This window comes from Chryseobacterium sp. WG23 (assembly GCF_024586575.1).
Taxonomy (GTDB): Bacteria; Bacteroidota; Bacteroidia; order Flavobacteriales; family Weeksellaceae; genus Chryseobacterium.
Map to the genome: position 1 here is coordinate 460732 of NZ_JALCZE010000002.1, position 26676 is coordinate 487407.

The 26676-nt window shown below is 37.1% G+C and carries 27 protein-coding genes; 12 read left to right on the top strand and 15 right to left on the bottom strand.

Translation table 11 applies throughout. The features are described 5' to 3' along the window. The first annotated feature begins 25 nt into the window (after window positions 1-25). A complete protein-coding gene (locus MP477_RS04825) occupies window positions 26-409 on the top strand; it encodes a hypothetical protein (RefSeq protein ID WP_257189387.1) in 384 nt (127 codons plus the stop codon). Between the two features lie 116 nt (window positions 410-525). Further along, complete coding sequence (locus tag MP477_RS04830; RefSeq protein ID WP_257189388.1) at window positions 526-1122, top strand: Crp/Fnr family transcriptional regulator; 597 nt, start codon at window positions 526-528, stop codon at window positions 1120-1122. 43 nt (window positions 1123-1165) lie between these two features. Here MP477_RS04830 and MP477_RS04835 read toward each other — a convergent pair whose 3' ends face one another. After that, window positions 1166-1762 carry a Crp/Fnr family transcriptional regulator gene (locus MP477_RS04835; RefSeq protein WP_257189389.1) on the bottom strand — a complete coding sequence of 199 codons (597 nt, stop codon included), beginning with the start codon at window positions 1760-1762 and terminating at the stop codon, window positions 1166-1168. 635 nt (window positions 1763-2397) lie between these two features. Here MP477_RS04835 and MP477_RS04840 point away from each other — a divergent pair. Continuing rightward, the gene (locus tag MP477_RS04840) at window positions 2398-2991 is read left to right on the top strand and encodes a Crp/Fnr family transcriptional regulator (protein ID WP_257189390.1); all 594 of its coding nucleotides are present in this window, start codon (window positions 2398-2400) and stop codon (window positions 2989-2991) included. Window positions 2992-2993: 2 nt separating this feature from the next. Here the strand turns inward: MP477_RS04840 and MP477_RS04845 are convergent, their stop codons facing one another. Beyond that, window positions 2994-3275, bottom strand: a complete 282-nt coding sequence (locus tag MP477_RS04845; RefSeq protein WP_257189391.1) for a hypothetical protein — start codon at window positions 3273-3275, stop codon at window positions 2994-2996. Between the two features lie 43 nt (window positions 3276-3318). On the opposite strand from MP477_RS04845, the gene MP477_RS04850 reads away from it, so the two are divergent. Then, window positions 3319-3813: a DUF421 domain-containing protein gene (locus MP477_RS04850; protein WP_257189392.1), complete on the top strand. Its 495-nt coding sequence runs from the start codon at window positions 3319-3321 to the stop codon at window positions 3811-3813. 61 nt (window positions 3814-3874) lie between these two features. On the opposite strand, the gene MP477_RS04855 is transcribed toward MP477_RS04850, so the two are convergent. Then, window positions 3875-4363 carry a DinB family protein gene (locus MP477_RS04855; protein WP_257189393.1) on the bottom strand — a complete coding sequence of 163 codons (489 nt, stop codon included), beginning with the start codon at window positions 4361-4363 and terminating at the stop codon, window positions 3875-3877. 213 nt (window positions 4364-4576) lie between these two features. Next, window positions 4577-5170, bottom strand: coding sequence for a Crp/Fnr family transcriptional regulator (locus MP477_RS04860; protein ID WP_257189394.1), 594 nt, complete (start codon window positions 5168-5170; stop codon window positions 4577-4579). Window positions 5171-5844: 674 nt separating this feature from the next. Between MP477_RS04860 and MP477_RS04865 the strand changes: the two genes are divergently transcribed. From MP477_RS04865 to MP477_RS04880, 4 genes are all read left to right on the top strand, one after another. Next, window positions 5845-6927, top strand: coding sequence for a pentapeptide repeat-containing protein (locus MP477_RS04865; RefSeq protein WP_257189395.1), 1083 nt, complete (start codon window positions 5845-5847; stop codon window positions 6925-6927). A 9-nt stretch (window positions 6928-6936) separates the two neighbouring features. Beyond that, window positions 6937-7689, top strand: coding sequence for an ABC transporter ATP-binding protein (locus MP477_RS04870; RefSeq protein ID WP_306552712.1), 753 nt, complete (start codon window positions 6937-6939; stop codon window positions 7687-7689). Between the two features lie 53 nt (window positions 7690-7742). Beyond that, window positions 7743-8468 carry an ABC transporter permease gene (locus tag MP477_RS04875; RefSeq protein ID WP_257189451.1) on the top strand — a complete coding sequence of 242 codons (726 nt, stop codon included), beginning with the start codon at window positions 7743-7745 and terminating at the stop codon, window positions 8466-8468. 296 nt (window positions 8469-8764) lie between these two features. Continuing rightward, complete coding sequence (locus tag MP477_RS04880; RefSeq protein ID WP_257189396.1) at window positions 8765-11167, top strand: hypothetical protein; 2403 nt, start codon at window positions 8765-8767, stop codon at window positions 11165-11167. Between the two features lie 77 nt (window positions 11168-11244). Here MP477_RS04880 and MP477_RS04885 read toward each other — a convergent pair whose 3' ends face one another. Beyond that, entirely contained in the window at window positions 11245-11469 is a 225-nt protein-coding gene (locus MP477_RS04885) for a hypothetical protein (protein ID WP_257189397.1), read from the bottom strand. A gap of 371 nt (window positions 11470-11840) precedes the next feature. Here MP477_RS04885 and MP477_RS04890 point away from each other — a divergent pair, with 371 nt between their 5' ends. Beyond that, window positions 11841-12518 carry a type 1 glutamine amidotransferase domain-containing protein gene (locus MP477_RS04890; RefSeq protein ID WP_257189398.1) on the top strand — a complete coding sequence of 226 codons (678 nt, stop codon included), beginning with the start codon at window positions 11841-11843 and terminating at the stop codon, window positions 12516-12518. A gap of 140 nt (window positions 12519-12658) precedes the next feature. Here MP477_RS04890 and MP477_RS04895 read toward each other — a convergent pair whose 3' ends face one another. From MP477_RS04895 to MP477_RS04905, 3 genes are all read right to left on the bottom strand, one after another. Further along, complete coding sequence (locus MP477_RS04895) at window positions 12659-13069, bottom strand: 5-fold beta-flower protein (protein WP_257189399.1); 411 nt, start codon at window positions 13067-13069, stop codon at window positions 12659-12661. A 153-nt stretch (window positions 13070-13222) separates the two neighbouring features. Next, entirely contained in the window at window positions 13223-16705 is a 3483-nt protein-coding gene (locus MP477_RS04900) for a T9SS type A sorting domain-containing protein (RefSeq protein WP_257189400.1), read from the bottom strand. Between the two features lie 19 nt (window positions 16706-16724). Continuing rightward, entirely contained in the window at window positions 16725-17903 is a 1179-nt protein-coding gene (locus tag MP477_RS04905) for a hypothetical protein (RefSeq protein ID WP_257189401.1), read from the bottom strand. Between the two features lie 748 nt (window positions 17904-18651). On the opposite strand from MP477_RS04905, the gene MP477_RS04910 reads away from it, so the two are divergent. After that, on the top strand, window positions 18652-19116 hold the full coding sequence (locus MP477_RS04910) for a hypothetical protein (RefSeq protein WP_257189402.1): 465 nt from the start codon (window positions 18652-18654) through the stop codon (window positions 19114-19116). A 139-nt stretch (window positions 19117-19255) separates the two neighbouring features. On the opposite strand, the gene MP477_RS04915 is transcribed toward MP477_RS04910, so the two are convergent. Together MP477_RS04915 and MP477_RS04920 are read right to left on the bottom strand one after the other, a co-directional pair. Continuing rightward, complete coding sequence (locus tag MP477_RS04915; protein ID WP_257189403.1) at window positions 19256-19975, bottom strand: hypothetical protein; 720 nt, start codon at window positions 19973-19975, stop codon at window positions 19256-19258. 211 nt (window positions 19976-20186) lie between these two features. Beyond that, a complete protein-coding gene (locus MP477_RS04920) occupies window positions 20187-20750 on the bottom strand; it encodes a transposase (protein ID WP_230035866.1) in 564 nt (187 codons plus the stop codon). 250 nt (window positions 20751-21000) lie between these two features. On the opposite strand from MP477_RS04920, the gene MP477_RS04925 reads away from it, so the two are divergent. Further along, entirely contained in the window at window positions 21001-21477 is a 477-nt protein-coding gene (locus MP477_RS04925; RefSeq protein ID WP_230035863.1) for a GNAT family N-acetyltransferase, read from the top strand. 212 nt (window positions 21478-21689) lie between these two features. After that, window positions 21690-22178, top strand: coding sequence for a hypothetical protein (locus MP477_RS04930; RefSeq protein WP_257189404.1), 489 nt, complete (start codon window positions 21690-21692; stop codon window positions 22176-22178). A 233-nt stretch (window positions 22179-22411) separates the two neighbouring features. On the opposite strand, the gene MP477_RS04935 is transcribed toward MP477_RS04930, so the two are convergent. From MP477_RS04935 to MP477_RS04955, 5 genes are all read right to left on the bottom strand, one after another. Continuing rightward, a complete protein-coding gene (locus tag MP477_RS04935) occupies window positions 22412-23569 on the bottom strand; it encodes a serine hydrolase (protein ID WP_257189405.1) in 1158 nt (385 codons plus the stop codon). A gap of 72 nt (window positions 23570-23641) precedes the next feature. Then, window positions 23642-24124, bottom strand: coding sequence for a hypothetical protein (locus MP477_RS04940; protein ID WP_257189406.1), 483 nt, complete (start codon window positions 24122-24124; stop codon window positions 23642-23644). A 525-nt stretch (window positions 24125-24649) separates the two neighbouring features. Beyond that, entirely contained in the window at window positions 24650-25108 is a 459-nt protein-coding gene (locus MP477_RS04945) for a MaoC family dehydratase (RefSeq protein ID WP_257189407.1), read from the bottom strand. A gap of 333 nt (window positions 25109-25441) precedes the next feature. Beyond that, window positions 25442-25636, bottom strand: coding sequence for a cold-shock protein (locus tag MP477_RS04950; RefSeq protein ID WP_047486471.1), 195 nt, complete (start codon window positions 25634-25636; stop codon window positions 25442-25444). A 76-nt stretch (window positions 25637-25712) separates the two neighbouring features. Beyond that, a complete protein-coding gene (locus tag MP477_RS04955) occupies window positions 25713-26420 on the bottom strand; it encodes a DEAD/DEAH box helicase (protein WP_257189408.1) in 708 nt (235 codons plus the stop codon). Window positions 26421-26676: the final 256 nt, after the last annotated feature.

Sequence of the window (26676 nt, forward strand, 5' to 3'; positions counted from 1 at the left end):
AGTACAACCAAAACCACCAGATATCATGAAAATCACAGAGCTAAAAATACAGAATCTCGTTAGATATAAAAACCAGGTATATTCGCTTACGGAGGTATTCCAGAATGAAGATGAAGAATACTGGGTTAAAATAAAAAATCCGGAAACCTGTTTGTGTGTACCTGCCAAACTGATAAAGCCTTTAAAAATAGATGAATCGTGGCTTATAAAATTCGGTTTTATTAAAACCTATGATTCACAGTATATTGTACGATTTGAAAGGGGGCAGGAGTCTTTAAAATATGATATTGATTTCCGTGATATGCATTCTATGACCGGACTGAAGCTTTACGGAAATAATATAAACTGTATGTATGTACACCAGTTCCAAAATCTTTTTTCCTTTTTATTCGGGAAAGAGCTGATGTGAATATAACTACCGGAATCACCTCATAAAAAAATCTGATAATGAAAACAAAATACTTAAAAAACCTTATGGCATCGTTTGTAACGTAACCGGGCGATACCATAGCTTAATAATTTGCTATGCTTATTGATATTGATTTACTGTCCCAATATGGTGGATTTACTGAAACTTACGGTCCATCTGATGTTATTTTTGAAGAAGGAGATCTGCCCCAGTTCTACTATCAGATCATTACCGGCTCCGTAAAGCTGAGCCATACTAACGAAGAAGGTAAAGAACTCATTCAAAGCATCTTATCTGATGGACAAAGTGTCTGCGAGCTGTTATCTTTCATTAAAGAAACATATCCGGTAAACGCCATAGCCATTTCGGAATGCAGCATTATAATGGTTCCTAAAACTGATTTTCTGCAGCTTTTAGATGATCATCATCAGGCTGCATTAGATGTCCGGCAGTTTATTGCGGAGCGGCTTTATCAAAAGTTTATTCTGATGCAGAACAATGCCTCTAAATATTCCAATGTAAGAATTAAGGGTATTCTAGCCTATTTTAAGAGTTTGAGTGAAAATCAGAGCCCCTATTCTTATGAGCTTCCTCTCACCAGAAAACAGTTAGCATCCATAACCGGGCTGCGAATTGAAACAGTGATAAGAACTGTAAAAAAAATGGAAGCAGACAAAGTGCTGAAAATTAAAAACCGCAAGATCTACTTTTAATTTCCAGTTGACATTATACAACAATCAGCTATATATCAATGTATTAATAGAATATTTTTCCATTCTTTATCACAAGGTTTTCATTTTTCTCCATTCTCTTTATTACCCTGATTGTGGTTTCCAGAGAAAGCCCTGTAAGTGAAGCCAGCTGCTGCCTGGTGTAGGGGATCTCAAACGAATATTTATCTTTATTTTCTTTGGCTTCTTTCATTTGGTTCATCAGCTCCACTAACCTCTCTTCAGCATTTTGACCTGAAATCTTCTGCATCAACACCAGTTTTTCAGAGGTTCTTTCCGATAGAGTCGTATACATATCCAGAAAAATAGCAGGATTATCCTGCAGCAGCCGAAAGAACTGATCTCTTCCTATTTTGAGGACACTGCACTTTGTAAGCGCAACCGCATTTACAGTATATGGCTTTCCCAGAATAAGCATTGATTCTCCGAAGCACGAATTATCTGAAAGAATTTCCTGTATAAATTCTTTTCCGTCTTCCTTATAGCTGTTAAGCTTCACTTCACCCGTCACAATTTGATAATAAAACTGCGGTATAGCCTCTTCACGAAATATATAATCACCAGCAGTATACTGCTCTTCAATTGCCTGTACTGAATGCAAAAGACTTTTTTGGATAGACATAATGTAATTTTTAATGTTTGCTTTGTTGTGCGTTATTGCAGTAGAAGACTGATAAGGTATTTAAAGTCCTGAATTTATTTTCCTCTTAGTTTTCAAACGTATTATAGTATGAACAAACGCTTGTTTTTTTGAGACTCAAAAACAAAAATCTTCCTTCAATCCGCCATTGCATATGGCTAAAGATCTACAAGATGCTTGCTTTATAAGGAAATTTCAAATTCAAAACTGTAGATTTCACAACTTGCCCAAGTATTGCATTCATATTTTTCTTAAATGATATATTTCAAAGGTAACCTATAAGCAAAGCATATATTATGACATAGGTCATATTTTAAAACCTTTTAAAAACATAGGATTCTTACAATGCTATTACAAGCTATCACCTGGCTTTCAACAATTTAAAGGTACATATAAAAAAACTAGTAATCATTAGCAGCTTATTACCCGAAAAACAGATGATCATTATACTGATCCGCTACCACTATTTCAGCAATTCTATAAAGCATAAAAAGCGTACATGAAAAGTAATTTAAAAGCCTTTTTTGATCTGAATCACATTCAGAGAAATATTAAATTAATATATTTGTGATAAGTATTCACAATTAAGCTATGTGAAAGCTGTTTAATTAGGAGTTATGGTCATACAAGAAGACTTGCTCATTACTTTTGGAGCAGACATTATTCAATTACAAAAATCTCAGCTGCTCTTTGAAGAGGATAATACTCCCGTATATTATTTTCAGATTAAAACAGGTAAAATAAAGCTTACCAATTTTCAGACTAAAAAAAAGGAGTTTATTCAGAGTATTCATGAGGAGGGAGATTCTATTGGTGAGATTTTTTTATTCTCTAAATATAAATATCCCGTTAATGCTGTCTTAATGGAAGACTGTACTGTATTTAGATTAGAGCACTCCAAACTTTTAGAATTGCTAGCCTCAGATTTTGAAATTCAAATGAAATTCCTTCATTACTTAGCAGAAAGATCATACTACAGCTGTATTTTTTTAAATAGCTTAACATCAGAAGATGCTACCCACCAATTACTTACAGTACTCAACAATCTAAAAGGCAGCCAAAATACAGAACGCTACTCCTATAAAATACCCTATACCAGAAAAGAACTTGCTTTTTTAACGGGTTTAAGAATTGAAACCGTCATCAGGACTTTTAAGAGAATGGAAAGTGAAAACCTGATTAAAATAATTAAGGGCAGAGTTTACTATTAATATTAACCAATACATGTAAGTTCATAAAAAGGCCTTCCGTAGTACGAAAGGCCCAATAGCATCGTAGATGGAATTATGCTTGCATTAATCATATACAAATCTAGGAGAACTTTCTGATGAGGATCATGATTGGAATCATAAAGATAAAACCGGCCTGTATTTTTACAGTTCTTATTGAATGATCCGGCTACTCTTAATACAATCCTTCCATGCCTGATCAAAGTTTTTGCTATGATATCAATCGTACAAGAGTCATTTTCATATTGAATTCTTCTTACAGCCATTCAGATTCTGACGGATTTTATATTTTTGTTTAAAATGAAACTTATGGATTCTTTAAGAGAACTCTGGGGAAACGGAACATCATTAAATACACTCCAAATGGCATGTCGAGGTGTCACGGTTTTTGTACTCGCTCTAATCCTGATCCGTATTTCAGGCAGGAGATCATTTGGCATCGGATCTCCTCTCGATAACATTATTGTAATGCTGTTGGGTGCCATTCTGAGCCGTGCAGTAGTGGGAGCCTCCCCTTTTATTCCAGTTACCATAACATGTACAGCAATTGTCCTTTTACACAGATTTTTCAGTTGGTATAAAGGGAAAAGCAGCCGTTTCATCCATCTGGTTGAGGGAGATAAAATTATGGTGTTTCAGGACGGTAAGTTTATACAGGCCAATATGGAAAGGGCACAGCTGCATAAAGAAGATATTATGCAGGAACTGAGGAAAAGAGCGATGACTGATGATCTAAATCAGGTCAAAGTCATCTATATTGAGCGAAACGGCGAGATCAGCATCATAATAAAACAAGCATATTAACCAGGCTCATTAACTATCCGGTATAAAAGATTAAACATGAAGCCTGAAAACTGATTGGAAATTACTTTTTTAAAAATTTAATGGTAATACCGATTTGTCCGAGATGGTAAAAATCGTGGTGGATAAGCCCTGTTACCAGATACTGGAAATTATGCGGAAAAGACGGTTTTGCAAATAGATAAGGACTATACAGATAGTCGTCATCTTTTTCTTCAAGAAATGATATAATCTGTTGTTGGCTGATATAAAATTCCTTTAACAGATTTTCCCAGCCTTTTACTTTGAGATCCTCATTACTTCGCCAATTAGAGGCATCCGTCATTTCAAGACCTCTTGGGTTCCCTTTAAGTCTGCTAAAAGCCTCTTTACGCCATTCTGTTAAATGTGAGATAATTTCCGCAACACTGTGCATATCCGGAATAGGGCGCTCAAAAGCCGTTTGTTCATCAACCTGTAAAAGTTTTTTTTCGAAGTTTTCGTCAATCCACAAGTCAGCATTTTCAACATCTTTCAATTGCTGAATTAAATCTTTAATCAAAATATTTGTCATTTTTTCAATGTTTAAAGAGTATGATTTATTATTCTGAATTTTCAATTTATAACAATTCACCATAAAATCGTCGTCTGCATTCTGGATAAGTTATTTCAAAAGTGAAAATTCTGACCTTACGATCTGTTCCAGCAGCTTTTGAAGCCATCTTTATTATTGCAACACAGCTCAAAATGAAAAAATTCATTGGTTACGGGTGAGCATTTGACTAATTTAATAATAGATCTGCCGGTCTTTAATAGTAACCAGTTTATCCTTTTCCATTTTTTTTACTGCACGAATTACTGTTTCTACCCGCAATCCTGTCAGGTTTGCAATCTGCTGTCTGGTCAGCGGGATCTGGTAGTGTTCTCTTTCCCTGCTAAAATATTCTTTATAATAATCCAGCAATGCTTTGATCTTGGACTGTGGGTCTATCGCTGAATTATTAAACAGCATGATATACTTATAATAAAGCCTATCTGAGAGGTGCCCGAATAGTCTAAACATAATTTCCTGATTGTTTGAGATCAGTTGAAGAAAGCTGGATTTTGCTAATTTCAGTACCTTGGTGTCGGTCTTTGCAATAGCATTCATCGGATACTTTTTATTTCCAAAAAGCAGAGATTCCCCTATGCTTTGTCCTTCAGAAAGAATGTTTAAGGTGAATTCCTTTCCATCTTCGTGGTAGTTATTCAATTCTACAGTTCCACTTATAATCTGGAAATAATAATGCGGTGTATCTCCATTCTGGTAGATAATTTCCTTTGCGGAATATTCCTCATATACTGCTCCATTGTCGAGCAAAAGATTTTCATCGATTATCATATCTTTAATAATATTTTGTTATGGTTACAATGTTGATCTTAGTAAAATTGGAGATAAACCGAATACAAATTTCAGACCATATTTATTTAATAATTTATCTTATAAAAAGTTGGAAATACACCCAGCTCTCAACGAAACCATATTATCTCAGGATCATGTTTTTATAAAATATAATAAAACAGAGATATGATTTATAATCCGTTAAAATAAGTGAACCAAGAATAATTGAATTGGAAATTGATTTTGAAGCAGATTTTTTCTTAAACGCAAGAAATGATCCAACCCTTTTATTGATAAGGAAGCTAAGAGGGCGACAATGTCGCTGATGAAGCTGTATGGGTTATGCGTGCGCTTAGAAAGAATCAAGGAAGTTGATTCTACTTTTGCCTCCTTAAAGATTACTATTATGCTATTAAGTCTTAGCATCCTCTATTCATAGTTGATCTATACTCAAAGAACTTTCTTTTAGTATATCTTCTGAAATGATCCAATAAAATCTCTTTCAGCCATAGCCAGGCATATCATTCTGTAGATTTCAATAAAAACAACTTTATGTTGTCAGTAACAACTATAAGTAGTGCAAATACAACTATATGTTTTGTGTATTTTGAGACTCTATTAACACATCTATTCTACCTTTGTAGTGTCGAAAAACTAAAATAAAAATACGATATATGTTAAATACTAAAATGATCGGCAGTAAAATTGTTGAGGCCCGAAAGAAAATAAATATTTCTCAAGCCAGGCTTGCCGAACAGCTGTTCATCAGCCCTCAGGCTGTAGGAAAGTGGGAACGCGGGGAATCAATGCCGGATATTATTACTTTAAACCGTCTGGCAGAAATTCTAAAAGTTGATCTCAACTATTTTTCGGAAAACCCAAGTCTTGAGAGTACAGAAATAGAGGCAGCTATACCTGATATGACACAGATGGGTGAAATGCCATCTATAAAAAAGGAGAAAAAACTAATCTGGGATATGTCAAATGGCAGCTGGGTGGATACTGACTTTTCGGGGTTGAAAAACCTGCATGAAAAATTCAGTTCCTCCAATATGCAGAAATGTCTGTTTATCGGTTCAGAAATGTCGGGGCTTCTTTTAAAAAACAATAATGTAGAGGGCTGTGATTTCTCAAATTCGGATATGGGCAGCAGTCATATTCAGAACTCCCATTTACTCAACAATACCTTTAGGAATACTTCGTTGGAAGAAGCTGAATTTTCAAAAAGCTATGTCAAAGGATGTGATTTTTCTGATGCCCATTTTAAGGGGGTAAATCTTCAAAAAAGCAGCTATATTGAAGGGTGCAACTTCTCCCATTCAGATTTTGGAAACAGCCGCATTTTCAATTCCTATTTATCCGACAATATCTTTACTGCCTGCTCGCTACAGGAAACTGAATTTTCTGAAAGCCATATAAGTGAATGTGATTTCACGGGTGCTGACTTTACCGGAGTGGTTATTAAATCCGGCGGACTGGAAAAAAGCATTCTCACAAAGGCGACTTGGAAGGCTACCTCTTTTTATGCCACACAACTTGCAGATCTGGTTTTTGAAGGTACATTAGAAGACTGCAGTTTTGAAAATTGCAGTTTTAAGAAAGTCATATTCCAGAATACAACTCTTATTAATACTTTCTTTAAAAACAACAATTTAAAACGTGTTCAGTTTATCAACTGCAAAGTGGATAAGATCACCTATGCTTTTTTAAAAAATGGAAAGGCAGATTTGACTGAAGTCACCATACTAACATTATAAAAAACACCTATGTCACAAAATAAAATGGCCATCTCGGTGAAGGGTTTGAGAAAATCTTATAAAAACGTTCCTGTATTGACAGGAGTAGATATTGACATCACAGCAGGCTGTATTTTTGCGCTGCTAGGCTCCAACGGTGCAGGCAAAACTACGGTTGTTAAAATCCTTACTACCCTATTGAAACCGGATAGCGGAAAGGTTACCGTAAACGGATTCGATGTAGAAATGAACCCTGAAATGGTGCGGCAGTCGATTAGCCTTACCGGGCAGTCAGCAGCTGTAGATGAGATCCTCACAGGAAGGGAAAATCTAATAATGATCGCCAAACTGAGACACCTCAGAAGCCCAACACTGGTTGCAGACAATCTGCTAAAACGTCTCGGATTAAATGATGCTGCCCACAGAAGGGCTTCTACTTATTCGGGAGGGATGCTTCGCAGACTCGATATTGCCATGAGCCTTGTAGGAAAATCACAGATTATTTTTCTTGACGAACCTACAACAGGGCTTGATCCGGAAGCCCGTATTGAAGTTTGGAAAATTATTAAAGAGCTTGCTGATAATGGTACCACAGTATTTCTTACCACCCAATACCTGGAGGAGGCTGAACAGCTTGCTGACAGAATTGCCATTCTCCATAAGGGGACAATTATTGTGAACGGCACACTTGCTGAACTGAAAAAACTGCTTCCTCAGACAAAAGTAGAATACATTGAAAAACAGCCAACCCTGGAGGATATATTTCTTTCAATTATCGCATAAAAAAGAAAATTATGGAAACAATTAAAACCTATTTTTTTACAGATATGAAGGTGATGCTTGGCCGATCTATGCGTCATGTAATGCGCAGCGCAGATACAATCATCACCGTCACTGTGATGCCAATTGCCCTAATGCTGCTATTTGTCTATGTGCTCGGGGGAGCAATAAAAACAGGATCAGACAATTATGTAAATTACTTATTGCCGGGCATACTGATCATTGCTATTGCCAATAGCATTGGTTATGTCTCCTATCGTTTGTTTAATGATGTGCAGCGGGGTATATTTGAAAGGTTCCATTCCATGCCGGTTGCACGTTCAGCCGCAATATGGGGACATATTATGACTTCACTGGTATCTAACCTTATTTCACTTATTATTATTGTTCTCATTGCATTAATAATGGGATTCCGTTCACCGGCAGGCATATTGTCATGGCTTGCCATAGCTGGTATACTTATACTTTTTATGCTGGCTCTGGCATGGATTGCCGCCATTGCCGGATTATCTGCAAAATCAGTGGATGGAGCAACCGCAATTGCTTATCCTATTCATTTCCTTCCTCTGATTAGTTCTGCATTTGTACCAACAGAGACGATGCCCGGACCGGTCCGTGCCTTTGCAGAAAACCAGCCTGTAACCTCAATTGTGGAGACCATCCGTGCTTTACTTTCAAATCAGCCGGCAGGCCATGAAATATGGATTGCCCTGGCATGGTGCACAGGAATTATATTGGTCGCTTACTTCTTTGCAATGCGGGCATATCAAAAACTGAACTGAAGACATGCTTAGAAACCCTTCCTGTTTTTTTTCAAGTATATCTGCTATGGCCCGCTTAAAAAAATTAATAAATTGGATTCTATTGTTACCACCTGGACCTGCATTTATAAACATTATTCTTTTGTATTAAAACAGGTTAATGATCTGAATTAATATAGAAACTGCTCCACAGCGTTTGAAGCAGATCAAGGGATAATCAATCTGATTTCTTTTTCTAAAAATAAAGAGATTAAATATCAATTTTTAAAGCTCTTAAATGATTAATTTAGCACAGAATTAAATGTACTCATATTTCTATGAAAAATATATTCTGTGTATTGCTTATTTCACTTGTATCGCCTATACTGGCACAAACTCAATTAGAAAAGGCAATTACAAATCTTGAGAATAATTACGAACAGGAAAAAGTATACGTACTGACTGACAAATCACAATATGCAGCCGGTGACAAAATCTGGTTTAAAAGTTTTGTATTTGAGGGCTATAACCGTTCTTCATTATCTACTACTTTATTTGTGGAATTGTACAGTTCTGATAAAAAATTAATAGATTGGAAAACTGTACTTCTGACTAACGGTGAAGGCAGCGGAGATTTTCAACTGAAAGAAAGCCTTCCCGAGCAAGTCTATTTTATAAGAGCTTATACGCCTTACATGACCAATTTTAGTGAAGATTTTCAGATTGTGAAAACGATTCCTGTTTACAATCCAGCCTCCACAGAATCATTAGTGATTGCTAAAGGTTCTGATTGGTCTGCTAAAGTCTTTCCGGAAGGGGGAACTTTCATTAACGGTATGCCTACAAAATTTGCCGTAAGATTATCAAGCGATACTTCTCTACCTGCAACCTGGACGGGAAAAGTAATAGATACGCAAAATCCCAATGCACCCATTACTACCTTTACCTCTTTTGATAAAAATGTTTCATCTTTTACCATGACTCCAACTTTAGGAAAAAAGTACCAGGCTATCATTCAGGATAACACAGGTAAAAGCAAAACCGTAGATCTGCCACAAGTTGCAGACAGTGGTGTTCATTTAGAAATTTCCAACTCTAAAGAAGGAATTAAATATAGCTTAAAAGGAGTTAACTTAAAACAAAAACTTCAGAACTATAAAATTGTAGGAACCATCAATAACCATCTTGCTTACAAAGCCAATATTAACCAATTGATCAATGAAGCTTCCAGTCTTATTCCTGCAAAAATCAACAATGAAGCCAACGGTATTTTACAGCTGGCCATTTTTGATGAGCAAGACCATCTGGTGGCCCAAAGACTTTGCTTCGTAAAACCTAATAGTTTACATATTGAGAAAGCAGAAATTATAGGTCAGAATATAAAACAGACACCAAGATCTTTCAACAGTATTGATCTTTCCCCGGAATCGTATTTTAAAAATTATACTGTTTTGGTAAGTGAGGATAGCGGTACCCAGAGTCCGGAAGAAGAAAATATACTGAGCAGCCTTTGGTTAACGGGAGATTTTACTTCAAAAATAGACAGTCCGGCCCAATATTTTTCTAAAAATGCCAATACTGAAGCGTTGGATGCACTGCTTATTTCTGAGAACTGGAAAAGATTTGACTGGAATTCCCTACTTAGTGGATCTGTACCAGCCATTAAAACGAATTCCCAACAATTTCTTTCTTACAGGATAAAACCTATTAAAAACAATGCCCTGCTAATTAACTCCAGTGTAATTTTAGCCTTGAAATTAGGCAAAAACGAACCCACGCTTACCCCATCCAAAACAGACCAAAACGGATATATCTATTTAGATAATCTTAACTATTCTGAACCTTTGAACGTTTCAGTTCTTGCAACTTCAGAAAAGAATCAGGAATCAAGCACTGATAATCTATTCGTCACCGTAGAGCCACTGGTTACGCCCACACCATTTAAAGGCAATTTTCCAGGTACAAAATATACCCTGGTAAAAACCAGCGGAAACAAAACCCTTCCTCCATCAATTTCCAGGGCCATCAACAGTCAGAAAAACAATCAAAAAAACGGGAGTACTGATGTAGAAATTGAAGAAGTAAAATTAACAGGAAAAAAGAAAGATCCAACAGCAGAATTAAACAGTCAACTATCTACCGGAATGTTTAATTCCCTGAATTCTACGATATTCGACTTTGTCAATGAAGACCAGCATGCTGCAGGATCAACCGATATATTAGCATGGCTACAAGGAAGGGCAGCCGGCTTAGTATTTCAAAGAAATAATTCAGGAGAGAATGTTCCCTACATTCGTGGCAGCAAGGCTCAGCTCTATTTAGATGAAATGGCTACTGAACCGGGCATGATTATGAATGTTCCTATAAGCAATATTGCTATGGTAAAAATCATAAAAGGATCCGGATTGGTGGGTAATGCAGTATTGATCTACACGATGAGAGGGAATATGAAGCCTAAGAGCAATCAAAAAGAAGCCCAAAAGAACAACTCATCTGTCATAAAAGGCTATGATAAACCTTCGGAATTTCTTATTGAAACCCTCGATACTGATGATCCTGCAAAGAAAATTGAAAACGATACCCGGGAAACACTCTACTGGAACCCTAATTTATTCGACAGCGAATACGTTCCACCAAGAATTAAATTTTTCAATAACGACACCGCCAAACAGTATAAGGTACTGATCATCAGTTTTGACGAAGACGACCGTATTCTTTATCAGAATGAAATTTTTAAATAATATATTTCTGACTACATTAAAAAAGCCTTTCAAGCATCTTGGAAGGCTTTTTTAGTATTTGTGCCCCGTACGAAAAACTAAACCGGATTTTGATCTACATAATTAATTTTCTGTCTAATCACCCCGTTGCTCCATAACTCAATAGGCTTATTATCGTGTCTCCAAAACTGATATTGAGTTACATTTGAAGTTTTTGAACCTTCTTTAAGGAAGAAATCTAATAAAAATTCTTTTCTGCTTTCTGCAGGATTTTCCTTGATTGCCGTAACAATGGCTTTGCTTGTAAATTTTTTTGTATTCATTTCTAATAAAAACATCCAGCCAACCTACGACAGCAAAACTTATGAAAAATAATCCTTCAGGATTGTGGAATTTGTAATTACGACTCATCAATTATGTTTTTATAAAGATAAAAACTTTATGAGGAAGTGGTTGAAATAAAAACCACACGAAAGAATTCGTGCGGTAGCGAGGGGTATATAATACCACCAATTACAAGACTGAAGGTCTAAGCGTCTTTCAAAATAATGGAAATCTATGACAGTGTAAGATAATTTCTATCTGTCTCTTTCTACTCTAAAGTGTGATATGGATCACATATAAATAGTGACTTGGATCCTTTTTTTAAAAGAATGATATTGCCAACTTTACAGTACTAATTAAATACATATAAATGAGTAAAAAAGTTTTATTCGTGCTTACGAGTCACGACGAATTAGGAGATACCGGTAGGAAGACCGGATTTTGGACAGAAGAATTGGCAGCTCCTTACTATGCATTATCTGATAAAGAAGTAGAAATAACATTGGCATCTCCAAAGGGAGGTCTTCCGCCAATTGATCCGAAAAGTGAAGATCCATCATCCCAGACCGATGCTACGCGCAGAATGGATAATGATGAGGTATTACAGGATAAATTAAAAAATACACACAAATTATCGGAAGTTAAAAGTGAAGATTTTGATGCCGTATTTTATCCTGGGGGTCACGGTCCATTGTGGGATCTCGCTGAAGATAAGGTTTCGCAACAACTTATCGTTGATTTTTATACCAATGAGAAACCTGTAGCATTTGTATGCCACGCACCTGGAGTTTTGAAGGATGTGAAAATAGATGGTGAGTATCTGGTAAAGGATAAAAATGTTACCGGATTCACAAATACTGAAGAGGACGCCGTACAATTAACTGACGTAGTGCCTTTTCTGGTTGAGGACATGCTCAAAAGGAATGGCGGTGTATACAGTAAAATTGAGGACTGGAATCCTTATGCGGTTGTTGACGGAAGATTGATTACCGGACAAAATCCTGCTTCTTCCGAAAAGGTGGCAGGAGAGTTACTAAAACTCATTTAAAAGATATTCAACATATCATTTATATTAGAAAAGCGGCAAAAGCCGTTTTTTTAATATAAGTACGTTCATTCTCCGTTACCTATTAATTAATGATCAGAAATTGTTGGCTAATTTCCTTATGTTTTCTGCGGTGCTAAGGATCAATCTAGCTTAAAAAAGAAATAGACTACTGCTGCCCAGTCTTTTTTAACGCCTTTGGCATAGCCAATAGTACTGTGACTGCTGCTTTCCACCGTTCCATCATCTTTGATGTAACCCACGGTGGAATGACTACTGTTTTCTACCGTGCCCTTTTTTTTAACGTACCCTACGGTAGAATGACTTTCGTTTTCTATGGTGCCGTCACTTTTGATATACCCGATGGTCGAATGGCTTTTATTCTCGATCATCCCGTCTGACCTGATGTATCCTACGGTGGAATGGCTGCTGTTTTCAATCGTGCCGTCCGGTTTGATGTAGCCCGTCGTGCTGTGGCTTCCCGACTCGATGGCTTGTGCACTTACCAGGAAAAGACTGAAGAGAAGGAAACCAGAGACTGCTGTTTTTGTCATGATTTTAAAGTTTTAACGGGGTTATTATTTTTGTTTTGATGATGTATTAAAGATAGCGATTAATTAAAAAAAACAGCGCCACTTAAAGATAAGTGGCGCTATTTGAAAGATTTAAGGTCTAAAGAAACCTTTTTGGTATTAAAGTTTTACTATTTACCGCTTGATAACTTTCACCATTCTTATCAGGTCATTAGCAGTGTTCACTTTAACCAGATAACCTCCTGATACAAGTCCGGAAACATCAATAGTTCCTTTAGTATCATTGATTGCCTTCGTAAGTACCTGCTGTCCGGCTGCATTGTAAACCGATACCGACAGCATCTTCTGATCAAATGAAATGGTCAGGATATCCTGTACAGGATTGGGATAAACTTTCAGCTGATCTGCCTTTGCTGAAACTTCATCAACAGTTAAACCGGCTTTAGCGAAAGTAGAAGCTTTATGAACAGTCACACTACCTGTACCACAGGCAACAGGTATAAAAATTTTCTTCTGAATATAAGTACCGTCTCCTAACTGTCCCTTGAGGTTATAGCCACTGATTGCCAGAAATCCTTTAGTATTTACAGCAAGCGTATTATTAGCTCCTGCTGCAATACTTTGCCAATCAGTTGCGGTTCCGATACGTATGGGTGTAGATCTGTCTATCTCTGTACCATCTCCCAATTGTCCCCAGCCATTATAGCCCCAGGTCCATAGTGTTCCATCTGTTTTTATGGCTAAAGTAGAACCATATGTGCCAGTCTTCACACTTCGCCAATTGGCTTCTGTTCCTACCTGTGTCGGAATATTCTTTGAAATTGTAGTACCATCACCTAATTGTCCTCTGTCATTATACCCCCAGGTCCATAGCGTTCCATCTGTTTTCAGTGCTATCGAATGATCGGTGCCTGCAGTAACAGTTTTCCAATCCGTTGCCGTTCCGATTTGAGTAGGGGAATTTACTGCTATGGCGGTACCATCACCTAACTGTCCTCTGTCATTATACCCCCAGGTCCATAGCGTTCCATCTGTTTTTACAGCAAGGGTATGAGCTTCTCCGGAGGCGATACTTAGCCAGTCTGTTGCGGTCCCGATTTGTACAGGTATGCTTTTGTTGATGATTGTACCATCACCTAACTGTCCCCTGTTATTATACCCCCAGGCCCAAAGTGTTCCATCTGATTTTATAGCAAATGTCTGTTTTCCCCCCGTTGCAATATCCACCCAGTCTGTTGCAGTTCCTACCTGCATTGGAATATTTCTCGTGGTTGTAGTTCCATCACCTAGCTGTCCTCTGCTATTCTCTCCCCAGGTCCATATGGATCCATTGGCTTTCATGCCTACTGAAAAATAAGCTCCAGCCTCAATTTTCATCCAATTATTTTCGGTCCCTATTTGTGTTGGGATATTTCTATTGATCATAGTTCCGTCTCCCAGCTCGCCATCATAATTATTTCCCCAGGCCCATAGCGTTCCGTCTTTTTTGATCCCCATTGAGTAATCAATACCTCCACTCACACTTTGCCAGCAGCCTGTTGCGGTGGTAGGAAGTGTAGTAAAGGAACCTCCCGGCATCCAGGCAAACGGGCTGAATCCACAATTGGATCCCACCCACCAATAGTACGTGGTATCAGGTAGTAAATTGGTCAGATTTGCTGTTGTAGAAGTAGGGGGAACACCTCCTTGAATACCTCCAAGTGTTGGGCTGGTACTGTAAAGATACACATACCCCTGGCCAGGAGCCACCGTTGCTGCTGTCCAGTTTAGACTAGCCGTTTCAGAAGTAATATTGGATGATGAAAATGGTGTTGGAGGAATACAGTATCCGGGACAAGCCATAGCAGTTAACGTATTTTTGTTAACTTTTGTACCGTCACCTAACTGTCCATTGTCATTGCGTCCACAAGCTTTTAGAAAACCATCAAATTTTTGTACAAGAATATGACTCTCTCCGGCAAAAACCTGCTTGTTATCTGAAGAAGAATCTACTTGTGCAGGTGTGGTACTATTTCCTGTACTTGTACCATTACCCAACTGTCCAAAGTTATTGCTGCCCCATGACCAAACCGTTCCGTCTGTCCTTGTTGCAAATGTAAAACTATTTCCAACCGCTGCAGTTTGCCAGTTGGTTGCTGTTCCTATTTGTATTTGGGTATATTTTGAAATGGTAGTTCCGTCTCCAAGCTGTCCGTTACCGTTATTTCCCCAGGCCCATAGCGTTCCGTCGGTTTTAAGTCCTACCGAATGTTGCACTCCTGTATCAATACTTTTCCAATTAGCAGCATTTCCAATTTGTGTTGGGATATTTTTTGAAGTTGTAGTTCCGTCTCCAAGTTGTCCATAGTTGTTAATTCCCCATCCCCACAGTGTTCCATCAGTTTTTATCGCTAACGTCTGATAATTGGCAGCACGAATACTTTTCCAATTGGTAGCAGTACCGATTTGTGTTGGGATATTTTTTGATATGGTAGTTCCATCTCCCAGCTGCCCATAGCCGTTACGTCCCCATGTCCAGAGCGTCCCATCGGTTTTGAGTCCTACCGAATGTTCAATTCCGCCACCAAGACTTTGCCAGTCCGTTGCTGTTCCTATCTGAGTAGGAACCTTTCTGTCAATTAAAGTTCCATCACCTAATTGCCCAAATGCATTATCTCCCCAGGCCCATAGTGTTCCATCTGTTTTAATGGCAAGAGTATGCTTATGGCCTACATAAATGCTTTTCCAGTCATTTGTGGTGCCTATTTTTACAGGAACAGATCTGGCAGTTGTGGTTCCGTCCCCTAATTGTCCATCGCCATTAACACCCCATGCCCACAATGTTCCGTCTGTTTTGAGTCCTACCGAATGGTCTCCTCTTGTAGTAAGGGTTTGCCAGCAGCCCGTAAAAGCTGTGGTCTGTACATCAATAACATTTCTAAAAACAGGACCCCAAACACCCGTATTATCTTTGATACGGACATTAAATACATGTAAGCCATTAGCAGGTAAAGCAATTCCTGCATCAGCCAGCTGCTCAAAAGAGCTGTCAAAGTTTGCATCAGCAGCCAATAAAGCGGTTCCATTTCCCACACCCGGATCAGTATCCCAAAAATACTCAGCCTGAGAAACAGTAATTACCGGAGATACCGAAGCTTGCTGGATATTAATGACATGGGTAAAAACCGGTCCCCAAATTCCCATATTGTCCTTAATGCGGACACTGAATGTATGCAAACCGCTACCCGGTGTAGCGACTCCTGTTGCACTGAGTTGTTCAATAACGCTGTCAAAAGTTCCATCAGCCGCCAATACTGGATTTCCATTTCCGGCTCCCGGATCAGTATCCCAAAAATATTCCGCCTGGGAAACAGCTATAATGGCAGAGCTCTGATTGGGCTGAACATCAATAATGTTGGTAAAAACCGGTCCCCAAACTCCCGTATTGTCTTTGACACGGATATTGAATTTATGTAATCCGCTGCCCGGTGTGGCAATGTCTATTTTGGAAAGCTCTTCAACAACGTTATCGAAAGTTCCGTCGGCAGCCCATACCGGAGTTCCGTTTCCTGTTCCCGGATCAATATCCCAAAAATATTCTGCCTGGCTGATCAGTACTTGTGCCGGACACAGCATGACCGTCAACAAAGCAATTATACTGTAGATATAATTTTTCATATTGTTATATCATTAGAAATTATTTAGAAAAACCAGACCCGCTGATGTTAAATGTTCCACTGGTAACAGATCTTGGAGTGGACAGATAGTTTACCTGAGGTTTATTGCCATTATTTGCCGGCCAGTAATTCATCCAGCTGTTAGAGCCTCCATAATGCCCGGCGTCGTTTCTTGTTAAGTCCAGATCAGTGTATTTTATACCAGGATTTCCGGCATTTACATTCATACCGGTTACCGTATAGGCTACATTGTTGAAGTTCAGGTTCAATGATCCTGAATTGTCATTTTGCGTCATGTTACCTTCTGTTACAAAAGCATTGGTGAACACATTATAGTTAGCTGTTATCGCAACACTATTGCTTTTGTTTTGAATGCAGGCATTGGTCCCTCCTACTTCAAAAGAAGCGGCATTGTTCATCATAGCAATATTTCCCGAATTGATATTATTACCTAAGTTAACGTACAACGGAGCCGTATCTGCGGGAATAGGATTATAGATGGTATTGTTAATGATTTCGTTAGAGCTTCCGTGTTTAATATTATAAATATAAATACCGGTACAAAAATTATTGCTGAATTTAAAATTATAATTGGATTGTGAATTGGATATAAATGAGTTGGATACATTCCCGTAAACCTCAATATCAGATCCAATAGGACTGTTATCCTGCGTAGCTACCACGGCAATACTTTCTGCTCTATTAGCCGTACATCTTCCGTGAGAAAACTTCAGGATTCCGCTAATCGTACAACCGGAGATGTTGGTAGTGAAATTCACTTTATCTGTTAAAACATTATGCAGATCACAGTTCACAATATTAACGAAGGTTCTTCCTGTACCTATTGGAAAATTTGCCTGTACATTATAACTGCCGTAATAGCCTGAGCTCATATTGCTGATCGTCACCGTTCTTCCTGTTGCCGGATTGATGCTTACATTTCCCTGAATGATATACTTGGCATAATTGGTTTCGGAAACAAAAGTCAGCGATTTGTTGATAGTCAGATTTTCTACATAAGCCTCTCCATTCGCTTTAGGCTGAATGATGATACGATCCCCGTCTGAAGCGGCTGTGATTGCTGTATTTACGGTAGGATAAGCACCGCCTGCTCCCCCATTCCGAACATATAGATCTGCTGCAAAAGCCATAGTACATGATAAGCCTGTGAAGGCAATGGTTAGTAGTTTCTTTGTCATAATAGTGTAAAAATTAATAAGTTTAAATTATATTGTTTGGTTTTAAATCATTCGTTAACTGCCATTTTCCAAATCACCCTTTTGCTGAGCACAGGATTATGGTATAAGGATTTAAATCAATGAATAAACATTGATTTTTAAAGGGTTGCATAGATCATATAGCATCATCACTGACACCCCATGAAACGTCCCCAACTTCAATAAAGATATTGCCGCCCCAGATCGAAAGCGAAGTACCGGTTATACTTCATACCAGATATTCTTTACTTCTGATTGGAAGAAATAATCAAATAAATCCTATGGGTTCTATATGTTTATGACCCTAAAGAAATTGTAATACTTAGTGTTGTTTTAATTTGCTGGAAACAATGAGTTTTGATGTATCCGTAAGAATGGGTACAGCGTAGTTTTGTTCATTTTTCATGATGTAATTAGTTTTCTGGTTAGTTTTTAGTTTTTAGTTTTTTAGAGGAAACAACATAATTTGTTATCATAACTTTATGTTGTTGATTACAAAAGTATATTTTTATTATGGATCATCAAAAATAAAAAGGATTTTTATCTCCACTCTCCTGTTCTCTGCAGTCTCCTGATTTTGAAGTATGTTCAAATATTTTTTTTATTTTGCAGGCTTAAAGTCAGGAGACTTTGTACAACGGTTTCATAAAAATAGAGTCTTTTGATATTTTTTTACAGGATCTTTCAAAAGAAACTCCTACATATTCCGTTTAATTCTTAAATTTAGCTCATGCAAAAGTATCTTTATCTCATCATTATATCATTCTCTCTTAGCAGTTGCTATACCTACCAGGTGAAAAAACAAGTGGATCCAGCGGCCGACAATAAGCAGGATTCTAAAAAGAATACAGCCCTTACTGGTACTACTGCTCCGCAAATGCAGAATACGGCAGCTGAAAGCCTGAACGCACCACAAGCCCCTGCTCCTGTGAATATTCAGGAGAAACTGGCAGCTGGTAAAAATGTTAAAATTGACGTTGAAGGCAGATCCTATAAAGTAATCGTTGACAAGTGGGAAAGCGACAGCCTGGTGGCACACCCGGTTCATAATCCTAAGAAAATTCTAAAATTTCATAAGAACCAGATCAATGCCGAGAAAATTGCCGAAAAACGATTTTCACAGCCTATAGCTGATATTCTTACGGTTACAGCTTATGCTGCAATTGGTCTTGGAATCTATCTTCTTGTCCGCTAGTTTTTTTAACGTTACTCGCTGAAATCGCCTGACTTTGGAGTATGTTTTACAGGGATGTTTTTATTTTATTGGCTCAAAGTCAGGAGACTTTGCGCAGCGGGAAATGCTTTGAATCAATGGTTGATATTCATTCAAAACTTTACAACCCCTCTGATACAATATTCTCTAACCATTGCTGAGCAAGAGCTTCTACATAATCAACAAATGTCGTTACACGATTAATTGTGTAAAATGTATATTCTGATTGCCCTTTTAAAACTTCAACATTTTCAAAACTATGGTCAGTAGCAAAAAGTAAAACCTGCTTTGTATTGGGGTCATAAAAGGTTTCATTTCCATTCGCTTCTTCGGCGAAACAAATCAGATCTTTTGTATCAATTTGTTTTACATTTTCATCTTTACAAACCTGGTCATATAGATCAATCCAGTCACCCAAGCCTTTTGTGAGTTCGGATTTAATAAAAATAAAATTCTGATTATCGGTAAGCATTTCAGTTTCTGTATCAAAATAGTAGTAAGTTTCCTTTATACCGCCCATTTCATCTAAGAGTAACTGATGTTCAGATAAAATATCAATTTCAGTATGAATTTGTTCAATCTTGCATAACCAGCCACATTTAAAGCCATTCTTGTCCGTCCAAGTATATAGGTAATAGTTTGCTTTTTTGTTTTTAGATGTTGTTATATCAACACTCAAAATTGAAGTCGATTGTAGTAATAGTTGATATAAAGTTGGAAATGTATTGATAAATTCCGGACTAAAAGTTTTACTGATGATATGTTTAATTTCAACGCTATCATTTTGTCCTGCAAACCAACTTACCTCTTGCTTGAAATTTTCAAAATCATTTTTGCCCATTGTTTCTTAATTTAATGTTTTTTTTAACAGATAGCGTAAAATGCTAGCTGACGATGGCTGAGCAAATTTTGCATAAACTTTAACCTGTATTAATAACTTTTTGTTTTTAACCGCCGAATATACACTTTTAAAAATTTCTTTATATTCATTTCTAATAAAAACATCCAGCCCCCGCTACCGCACGAATCCTTTCGTGTGGTATTTAATACTATTAATCAAACATTCTAAAAACAACAATATCATCTAAAAGTCCTTTTTCATCAGAATAATCCATTGCACTGCTGTATCTGTAATCTTCTGCAAGGAATACTAAACCTGCTTTTACAGGATTTTGATGGACGTAATTAATTTTCTGCCTAATCACTCTGTTGCTCCACAATTCAATAGGTTTATTATCATGCCTCCAAAATTGGTATTGGGATACATTTGAAGTTTTTGAGCCTTCTTTAAGGAAAAAATCTAATAAAAATTCTTTTCTACTTTCTATAGGGTTTTCTTTGATTGCTGCTACAATTGCCTTGCTTGTAAACCTTTTTAAATCGCCAATCAGAAGTTCTGGTTTCTGTCCGTTTATACTTTTGAAAACTAAGTGTACATGACTCGACATAATGCACCACGCATGTATTTCCATTCCTTTACTCTTTTGGCAAAATCTTAAACCTTCTAAAAAAATTTCTTTATATTCATTTCTAATAAAAACATCCAGCCAGCCTACAACAGCAAAACTTATGAAATACAAACCTTCAAGATTGTGGAATTTGTAATTACGACTCATCAATTATGTTTTTATAAAGATAAAAACTTTATGAAAAAGTGATTGGAATAAAAACCACACGAAAGGATTCGTGCAGCAGCGATGGGTTTGTCATTTGCTGCTTAAACTACAAAAATCAATAAAACCTTTATTCTTAAACACTTTATCACACTTAATTTAGTTCAAAATAAAGTCTTTTATGAAGATTATGATGGGCAAAAAATAGACTAATAAGTTCTATATTTGAAGATACTTTAACCCATCACTCAATATGAAAGACATAAAACTAAGACCCACTCTGGTTACTGATTTAGATCTTCTTTTTCAGATTCAGCTTGACCATGAAGCCAATTATCTGGCAGCATTTACTTCACAGGATTCCAAGAATAAAGAAGCCTATCTGGCCAAATATACCAGATTACTGAATGATCCGACCGTCAACAACCAAACTATTATGGCCGGTACTGTGATCGCAGGAAGTATTGCAAAGTTTGTCCTGGAAGGCCATGCAGAAATCACCTATTGGATCGATAAAAGTTTCTGGGGACAAGGTATCGCAACAACAGCATTGAAAGATTTTCTTACCATTGAAGCGGCCAGGCCTATTGTTGGACGTGTTGCCTTTGACAATATCGGCTCACAGAAGGTGCTGGAAAAATGTGGCTTTATCAAAATCGGTTCTGATAAAGGTTTTGCCAATGCCCGGCAAATGGAGATTGAGGAATTTATCTACAGGCTTGATATGTAATGCAAAGGAATGTAAAAAGCCTGGCAGCAGAGGTAAACTTATTTTCCTATTGAGCCTGTTTCCAAACTCTTTGACTATAGAGATTACATTTCAATCAAGCCCTAGCAAACCGGCATTTGAAAATTTATTTCTGCCTATCAGTTTGTTCTTTTTATAAAACACCGTTCTACTAGCCTTTTTTATCTATTTTTACAGTAAAATAGATATAACCTATGAAAAAGATCATATTGGCCGGAATGGTGGCTTTGGGAGGATTTTTAACTGTACAGGCACAGTGTAAAGCTGTATCCACAATCACAGAAAATTTTGATACATGGAAAGATATTAACAAATGCTGGACTGCCCAGGCAGGAGGAAAGACCATGTTGTATGCCAGTGATAAAAAAATTATATTTTACTCAATGTACAGCCCGGGAGAAAATATGTATTTGGTTACTCCAAAAATTAAACCCGGAAACTATAGTCTTAGTCTTGATATTTCTGACAACGGAGGAGAAACCACCCTGGAAATTTTCTCAGTAAGCAATACTTCCGATACCCAATCATATGTTTCAATAGCGAAACCTTCCAAAATAACAGGAGATAAGAAAACATTCAATATTTCTGTAAAAAAAGAAACTCATTTAGGGCTGAAAGTTTTACTGAATGGAGTCCATCAGGCAGCTTATATGGATAATTTTTCATTAAAACCAAAGAAATAAATTCCTGAATATTAATCTGTCACAGATAAATTAAGACTGGAGAAATAGAAATTCCATTAAAAAAGGATAAAAACCTGCACACAGCAGATCTCCAAAATCAGGAGGCTTTGGAGATTCTGAGAAATCAGGTTTTTGCTTTGTTCTTGAAAATCTACAGGTGGATTCTACTCTATTCAATACAGATTATTTAACAGCTTTAATATCATTCGATACTTAGGATAAATGAACTACTTTTAATTTTCTTTGATCCTTTTTGCCCAACTCTGGTAAATGGGATACCAGACGCGGTCTCCATTAGAACCATTGCAGACTATTACAATACCGCTCTTTGTGGGCAGGTGCATAAATACCCCGGCACTCCAGCCTTCATTCTCGCCGGTATGTCCAATTGTTTCAAGCCCTTCATAATTCATGAACCGGTAGCCCAGACCACTTTTTCCCTGATCAGAAAATGGTACAACCGATTTCTCCATTAATTGTATCGTTGTTGATTTCAAAACTTTATTCAATTGATCTGAATCAGCAGTTATGGATAGCTCAGCAAAATGAGCAAGGTCCAGAACTGTGGTTTGCAATCCTGCCGCCGCCTGTTCTGTAAATACCCTGTTCTTTATGGGTTTCCCTGAAGCATCATAGGCAGTTGCAGAACCTGCCATCATATCTTCAGTCCATTCATAGTGGGTATGATTCAGTCCTAAAGGTTTAAAAACATTCTTTTCCATATAAACCGCGAACTTCTCTTTTGTTCTTTCTTCCAGCAGTAATTGTGCAAGTGTATAGCCACCACCCGAATATTCCCATTTCGTTCCCGGCTCACTAATCAGGCGTACACTTTCTCCGTTTCTTTTTGTCTTGCCAGAAAGTGATTCTTCTAAACTTAACAGTGGAACTCCCTGCTCTGAACCTCCATACCCATGCACCGAAAGCCCTGCTGTATGGCTGAGAATACGTCGTAAAGTAACTTTTGAGATATCATATTGAGATACAGGTAATTTCCAGCGTACCAGTGACTGATCAACTGGATCATCCAGCTTTATGAGCCCTTTTTCAGTCATTTGCATCATTCCCCATGCAGATACCATTTTGGATACAGAACCCACATTAAAAATAGTTTCTGTAGTGATTGTTTTTTTACTTTCCATATCAGCAAACCCGATGCATTGTGTCCAGGCTATTTTTCCATGTTGGATAACTGCTATGGCTACTCCGGGCACATGATTATTTTTGGTGGCTTCCAGACCTACACGCTGGATTTCCATATAGAGTGAGTCTGTTTGGGAAGCCACATTTTCAGCATTTCCGATTTCAACCACCTGTTTTGTGGCTGAACAGGAAAAAAGAAGTACGGTAAAAGAAAAAGCAACGAGCCCCTGTATCCTGTTTTTAATCATTTTTCTATGTATTTGTAATACCTTCCGTTTCAGAATATGGCAAACCATAATGAAACGTAAAGCCAGTTTATATTATTTTTCCAAACCATAACCGTGACTAATCTGACTGCGGGTTTCCCAGTATCTCTTTGTAAATATTTCCGGATTAGTTTTAGCTTCCAGGAGTGATAAAATCCTTTTGAACTGGGGTTCAAGGTAAAAACCTTTGTTCAAATCCACTTTTCCACCGGAGTAATAAATCGTAGCAGTGGATGTCTTATATTTTCCAAGTCTCACCATATCAACCTTCGTCATATCATTCCAGGAAATAATATACTTCTTAAAACCGCCGACAAAACGTATCCCATCATTTGAAATAATAAGTTTTTGGCGGGTAAATAAAAACATGGAAAGAGCAATAAAGAAAATCAGGGGAGCTAAAAAAAGCAGCCATCCTGCATTTTTTATCAGGAGAACGCTAATCCCTAATACAAATACCAAAATACTTAGTATGCGATAGGTTATTTTCTGCCATCGTGGTGCTGAAAACACTTCTTCAGTTAATAGTTCTCCCATATTGTAAATATATGATTTTCTGCAACAAAACGACATAATTCTCACCTACCGACCGCCTGCTTTAATTTGAACTGTTTTCATGAATAATATTCCCATATCCTAAAAACAATGCCTATCGCGATCCATGTTTCTATAATCCTCTATGAAAATATGAGGTATACTGTCCGGATATAATTGGTTTTACTGCGGATTAAACCAATTCCATAATGAAATGAGAGTCTGGAATATTTTTCGACAATCTGTGTCATTGTAATACAAAGAGCTCATATGAGGCAATACCGCCTCACATTAGATTTTTATTTTGTGGAAAAAAGTAAAAGTGTTTTGGAAGCTTATGCAGAACTTGTTTAAACGTTTTTATTTCAACCACAAATCGAAGATTCGACGTAGTCAAAAGTCACAAAGATTCTTGAACACTTAAGTTTAATAAACTAAAGTGTTTATAGCGTTTCACTCAGCTTTTGCGATTAAATTTTTAATTAATGTAAACAGGCTTGTACATTGAGAAAGAAAACAATGGACCTATCACGAAAAATGATACAGGAAAATAACATCACCTGTATACGCCGGTTTTTGGTGATCTCTGATTAAGAGTTTTGCCTCAACCAGCACTTTTACAGTTCCTTTGAGATTGGTCACAGATTTCACTGTGGCTTGTAACTGGACGTCACTATTAACCGGAACTGCCTGTCCAAATTTAAAGTTCTCGATCCCATAATTGATTTCCATCGTTACATTTCTCACATCAGCAATTTGCTTCCAGAGATAAGGAATCAATGATAATGTTAAATAGCCATGAGCAATGGTAGATTTAAAGGGGCTTTTATTTTTTGCCTTTTCTTTATCGACATGAATCCATTGATAATCTAAGGTGGCCTCAGCAAATTTGTCGATCTGGTCCTGGTCTATTGTATGCCAGCCGGAGACTCCGATCATCTGACCTTCATAAGCCTTATATTCATTATAACTGTTGATAGTAATCATATTATTTGGTTGCCCCGATGGGGTCTGTATGTTGGATGAACATTTATTTTGCTATAGTCATTGGTACAACAACTTTTCTTCAAACCGATGTCAGTATTTTAGTATTCAAATATCAGTCCGAATTAATTAATTTCAAATCAATTAATTTTCTTTTCAGCAAATTTTTAAAAAACCTCTTGCTTTATGCAAGAGGTTAATGAACACAATGTAACTTACATTAATGTTCTTTCAAACAATATTCCAGATACTAAAAGTGTATGGATTTTGAGTCTGTAAAAAAATCTGACTGCAATTATGCAGTACATGATTTTTCACATCTGCAAACAGGTTTAATTATGCTAATTTTACGTTAACAGCGTTTAAACCTTTATCACTTTTTTGTACTTCAAAAACTACTTTATCATTTTCACGGATCATTTTTGTGTTTAATCCTGAAGAATGTACGAATATGTCTTTACTCCCGTCTGCTGGAGAAATAAACCCGAAGCCTTTTGCTTCATTGAAAAATTTTACGGTGCCTTCTTGCATTGTAATTAATATTAAAAATTGTGTATATTTTGATCTGTAAACTCTACAGATTTATTTATAAAATAGCTGTTATCAATCAGCAAATCATTTTTTTTTTGCTCTCTTTCTCTACAAAATAGACTGACTGATCAATAATAGTTTGTGATATTGGATAGGTAGGGTTTCCTGTAACTTCTACAGGGTTGATGAGGATAGTTTCTGCAAATTTCCGTACGTTTAGCGGCATGGTTGCCGAAAAGAACAGGGTCTGCTTTTTCTGCGGAACCAGCTTCAGAATTTTTTTCACATCATTTACCAACCCCATATCAAGCATTTTGTCTGCTTCATCCAACACAAGAATCTCAATTTTAGAGAGATCAATATGCCTTTGGTTCACTAAATCTAAAAGTCTTCCGGGAGTAGCTACCAGAATATCCACCCTTTTTCTGAGTGCAGCAAGCTGACTTCCGGCTAAAACACCTCCATAAATAGAAAGTTGTGATAATGGTAAATATTTACTGTACACGCCAAAGTTTTCTTCTATCTGCAGTGCCAGTTCCCGGGTTGGAGTAAGTATTAGAGCCCGTATTTCTTTATGTTCAGGGGTATACCTTTTAAGTAACTGCAGAATAGGCATAGCAAAGGCAGCCGTTTTTTCGGCTCCTGTCTGTGCACATCCTACGATGTCCTTTCCTGCTAAAATCTGTGGAATTGCAGTATACTGTATTTCGGTAGGTTTGGAATAACCAGCTTCTGTAACAGCACGGATAATGGGATTGATTAAGTTTAAATTTTTAAAATTCATTATAAATTCCGGGCTTCCGGCAGTTTGTAAGCAAATCTGTTTATCAGAATTTGTGTTGATGTATTTTAGGATAAACAAATAAGGAATACTCTTTCTCAGCTTATCATTTTGCTTGCTCTAGCTGTAACAATAATATTAAAAATATTACTGATTAACCTGCAATAACGTATCGCTCCTATGTACAATAGGACTTTTATAATCTCTACCTTCCGCAATTGAAATAAGATTATAAATGGCAGCTGAAAAAGCAAAACTG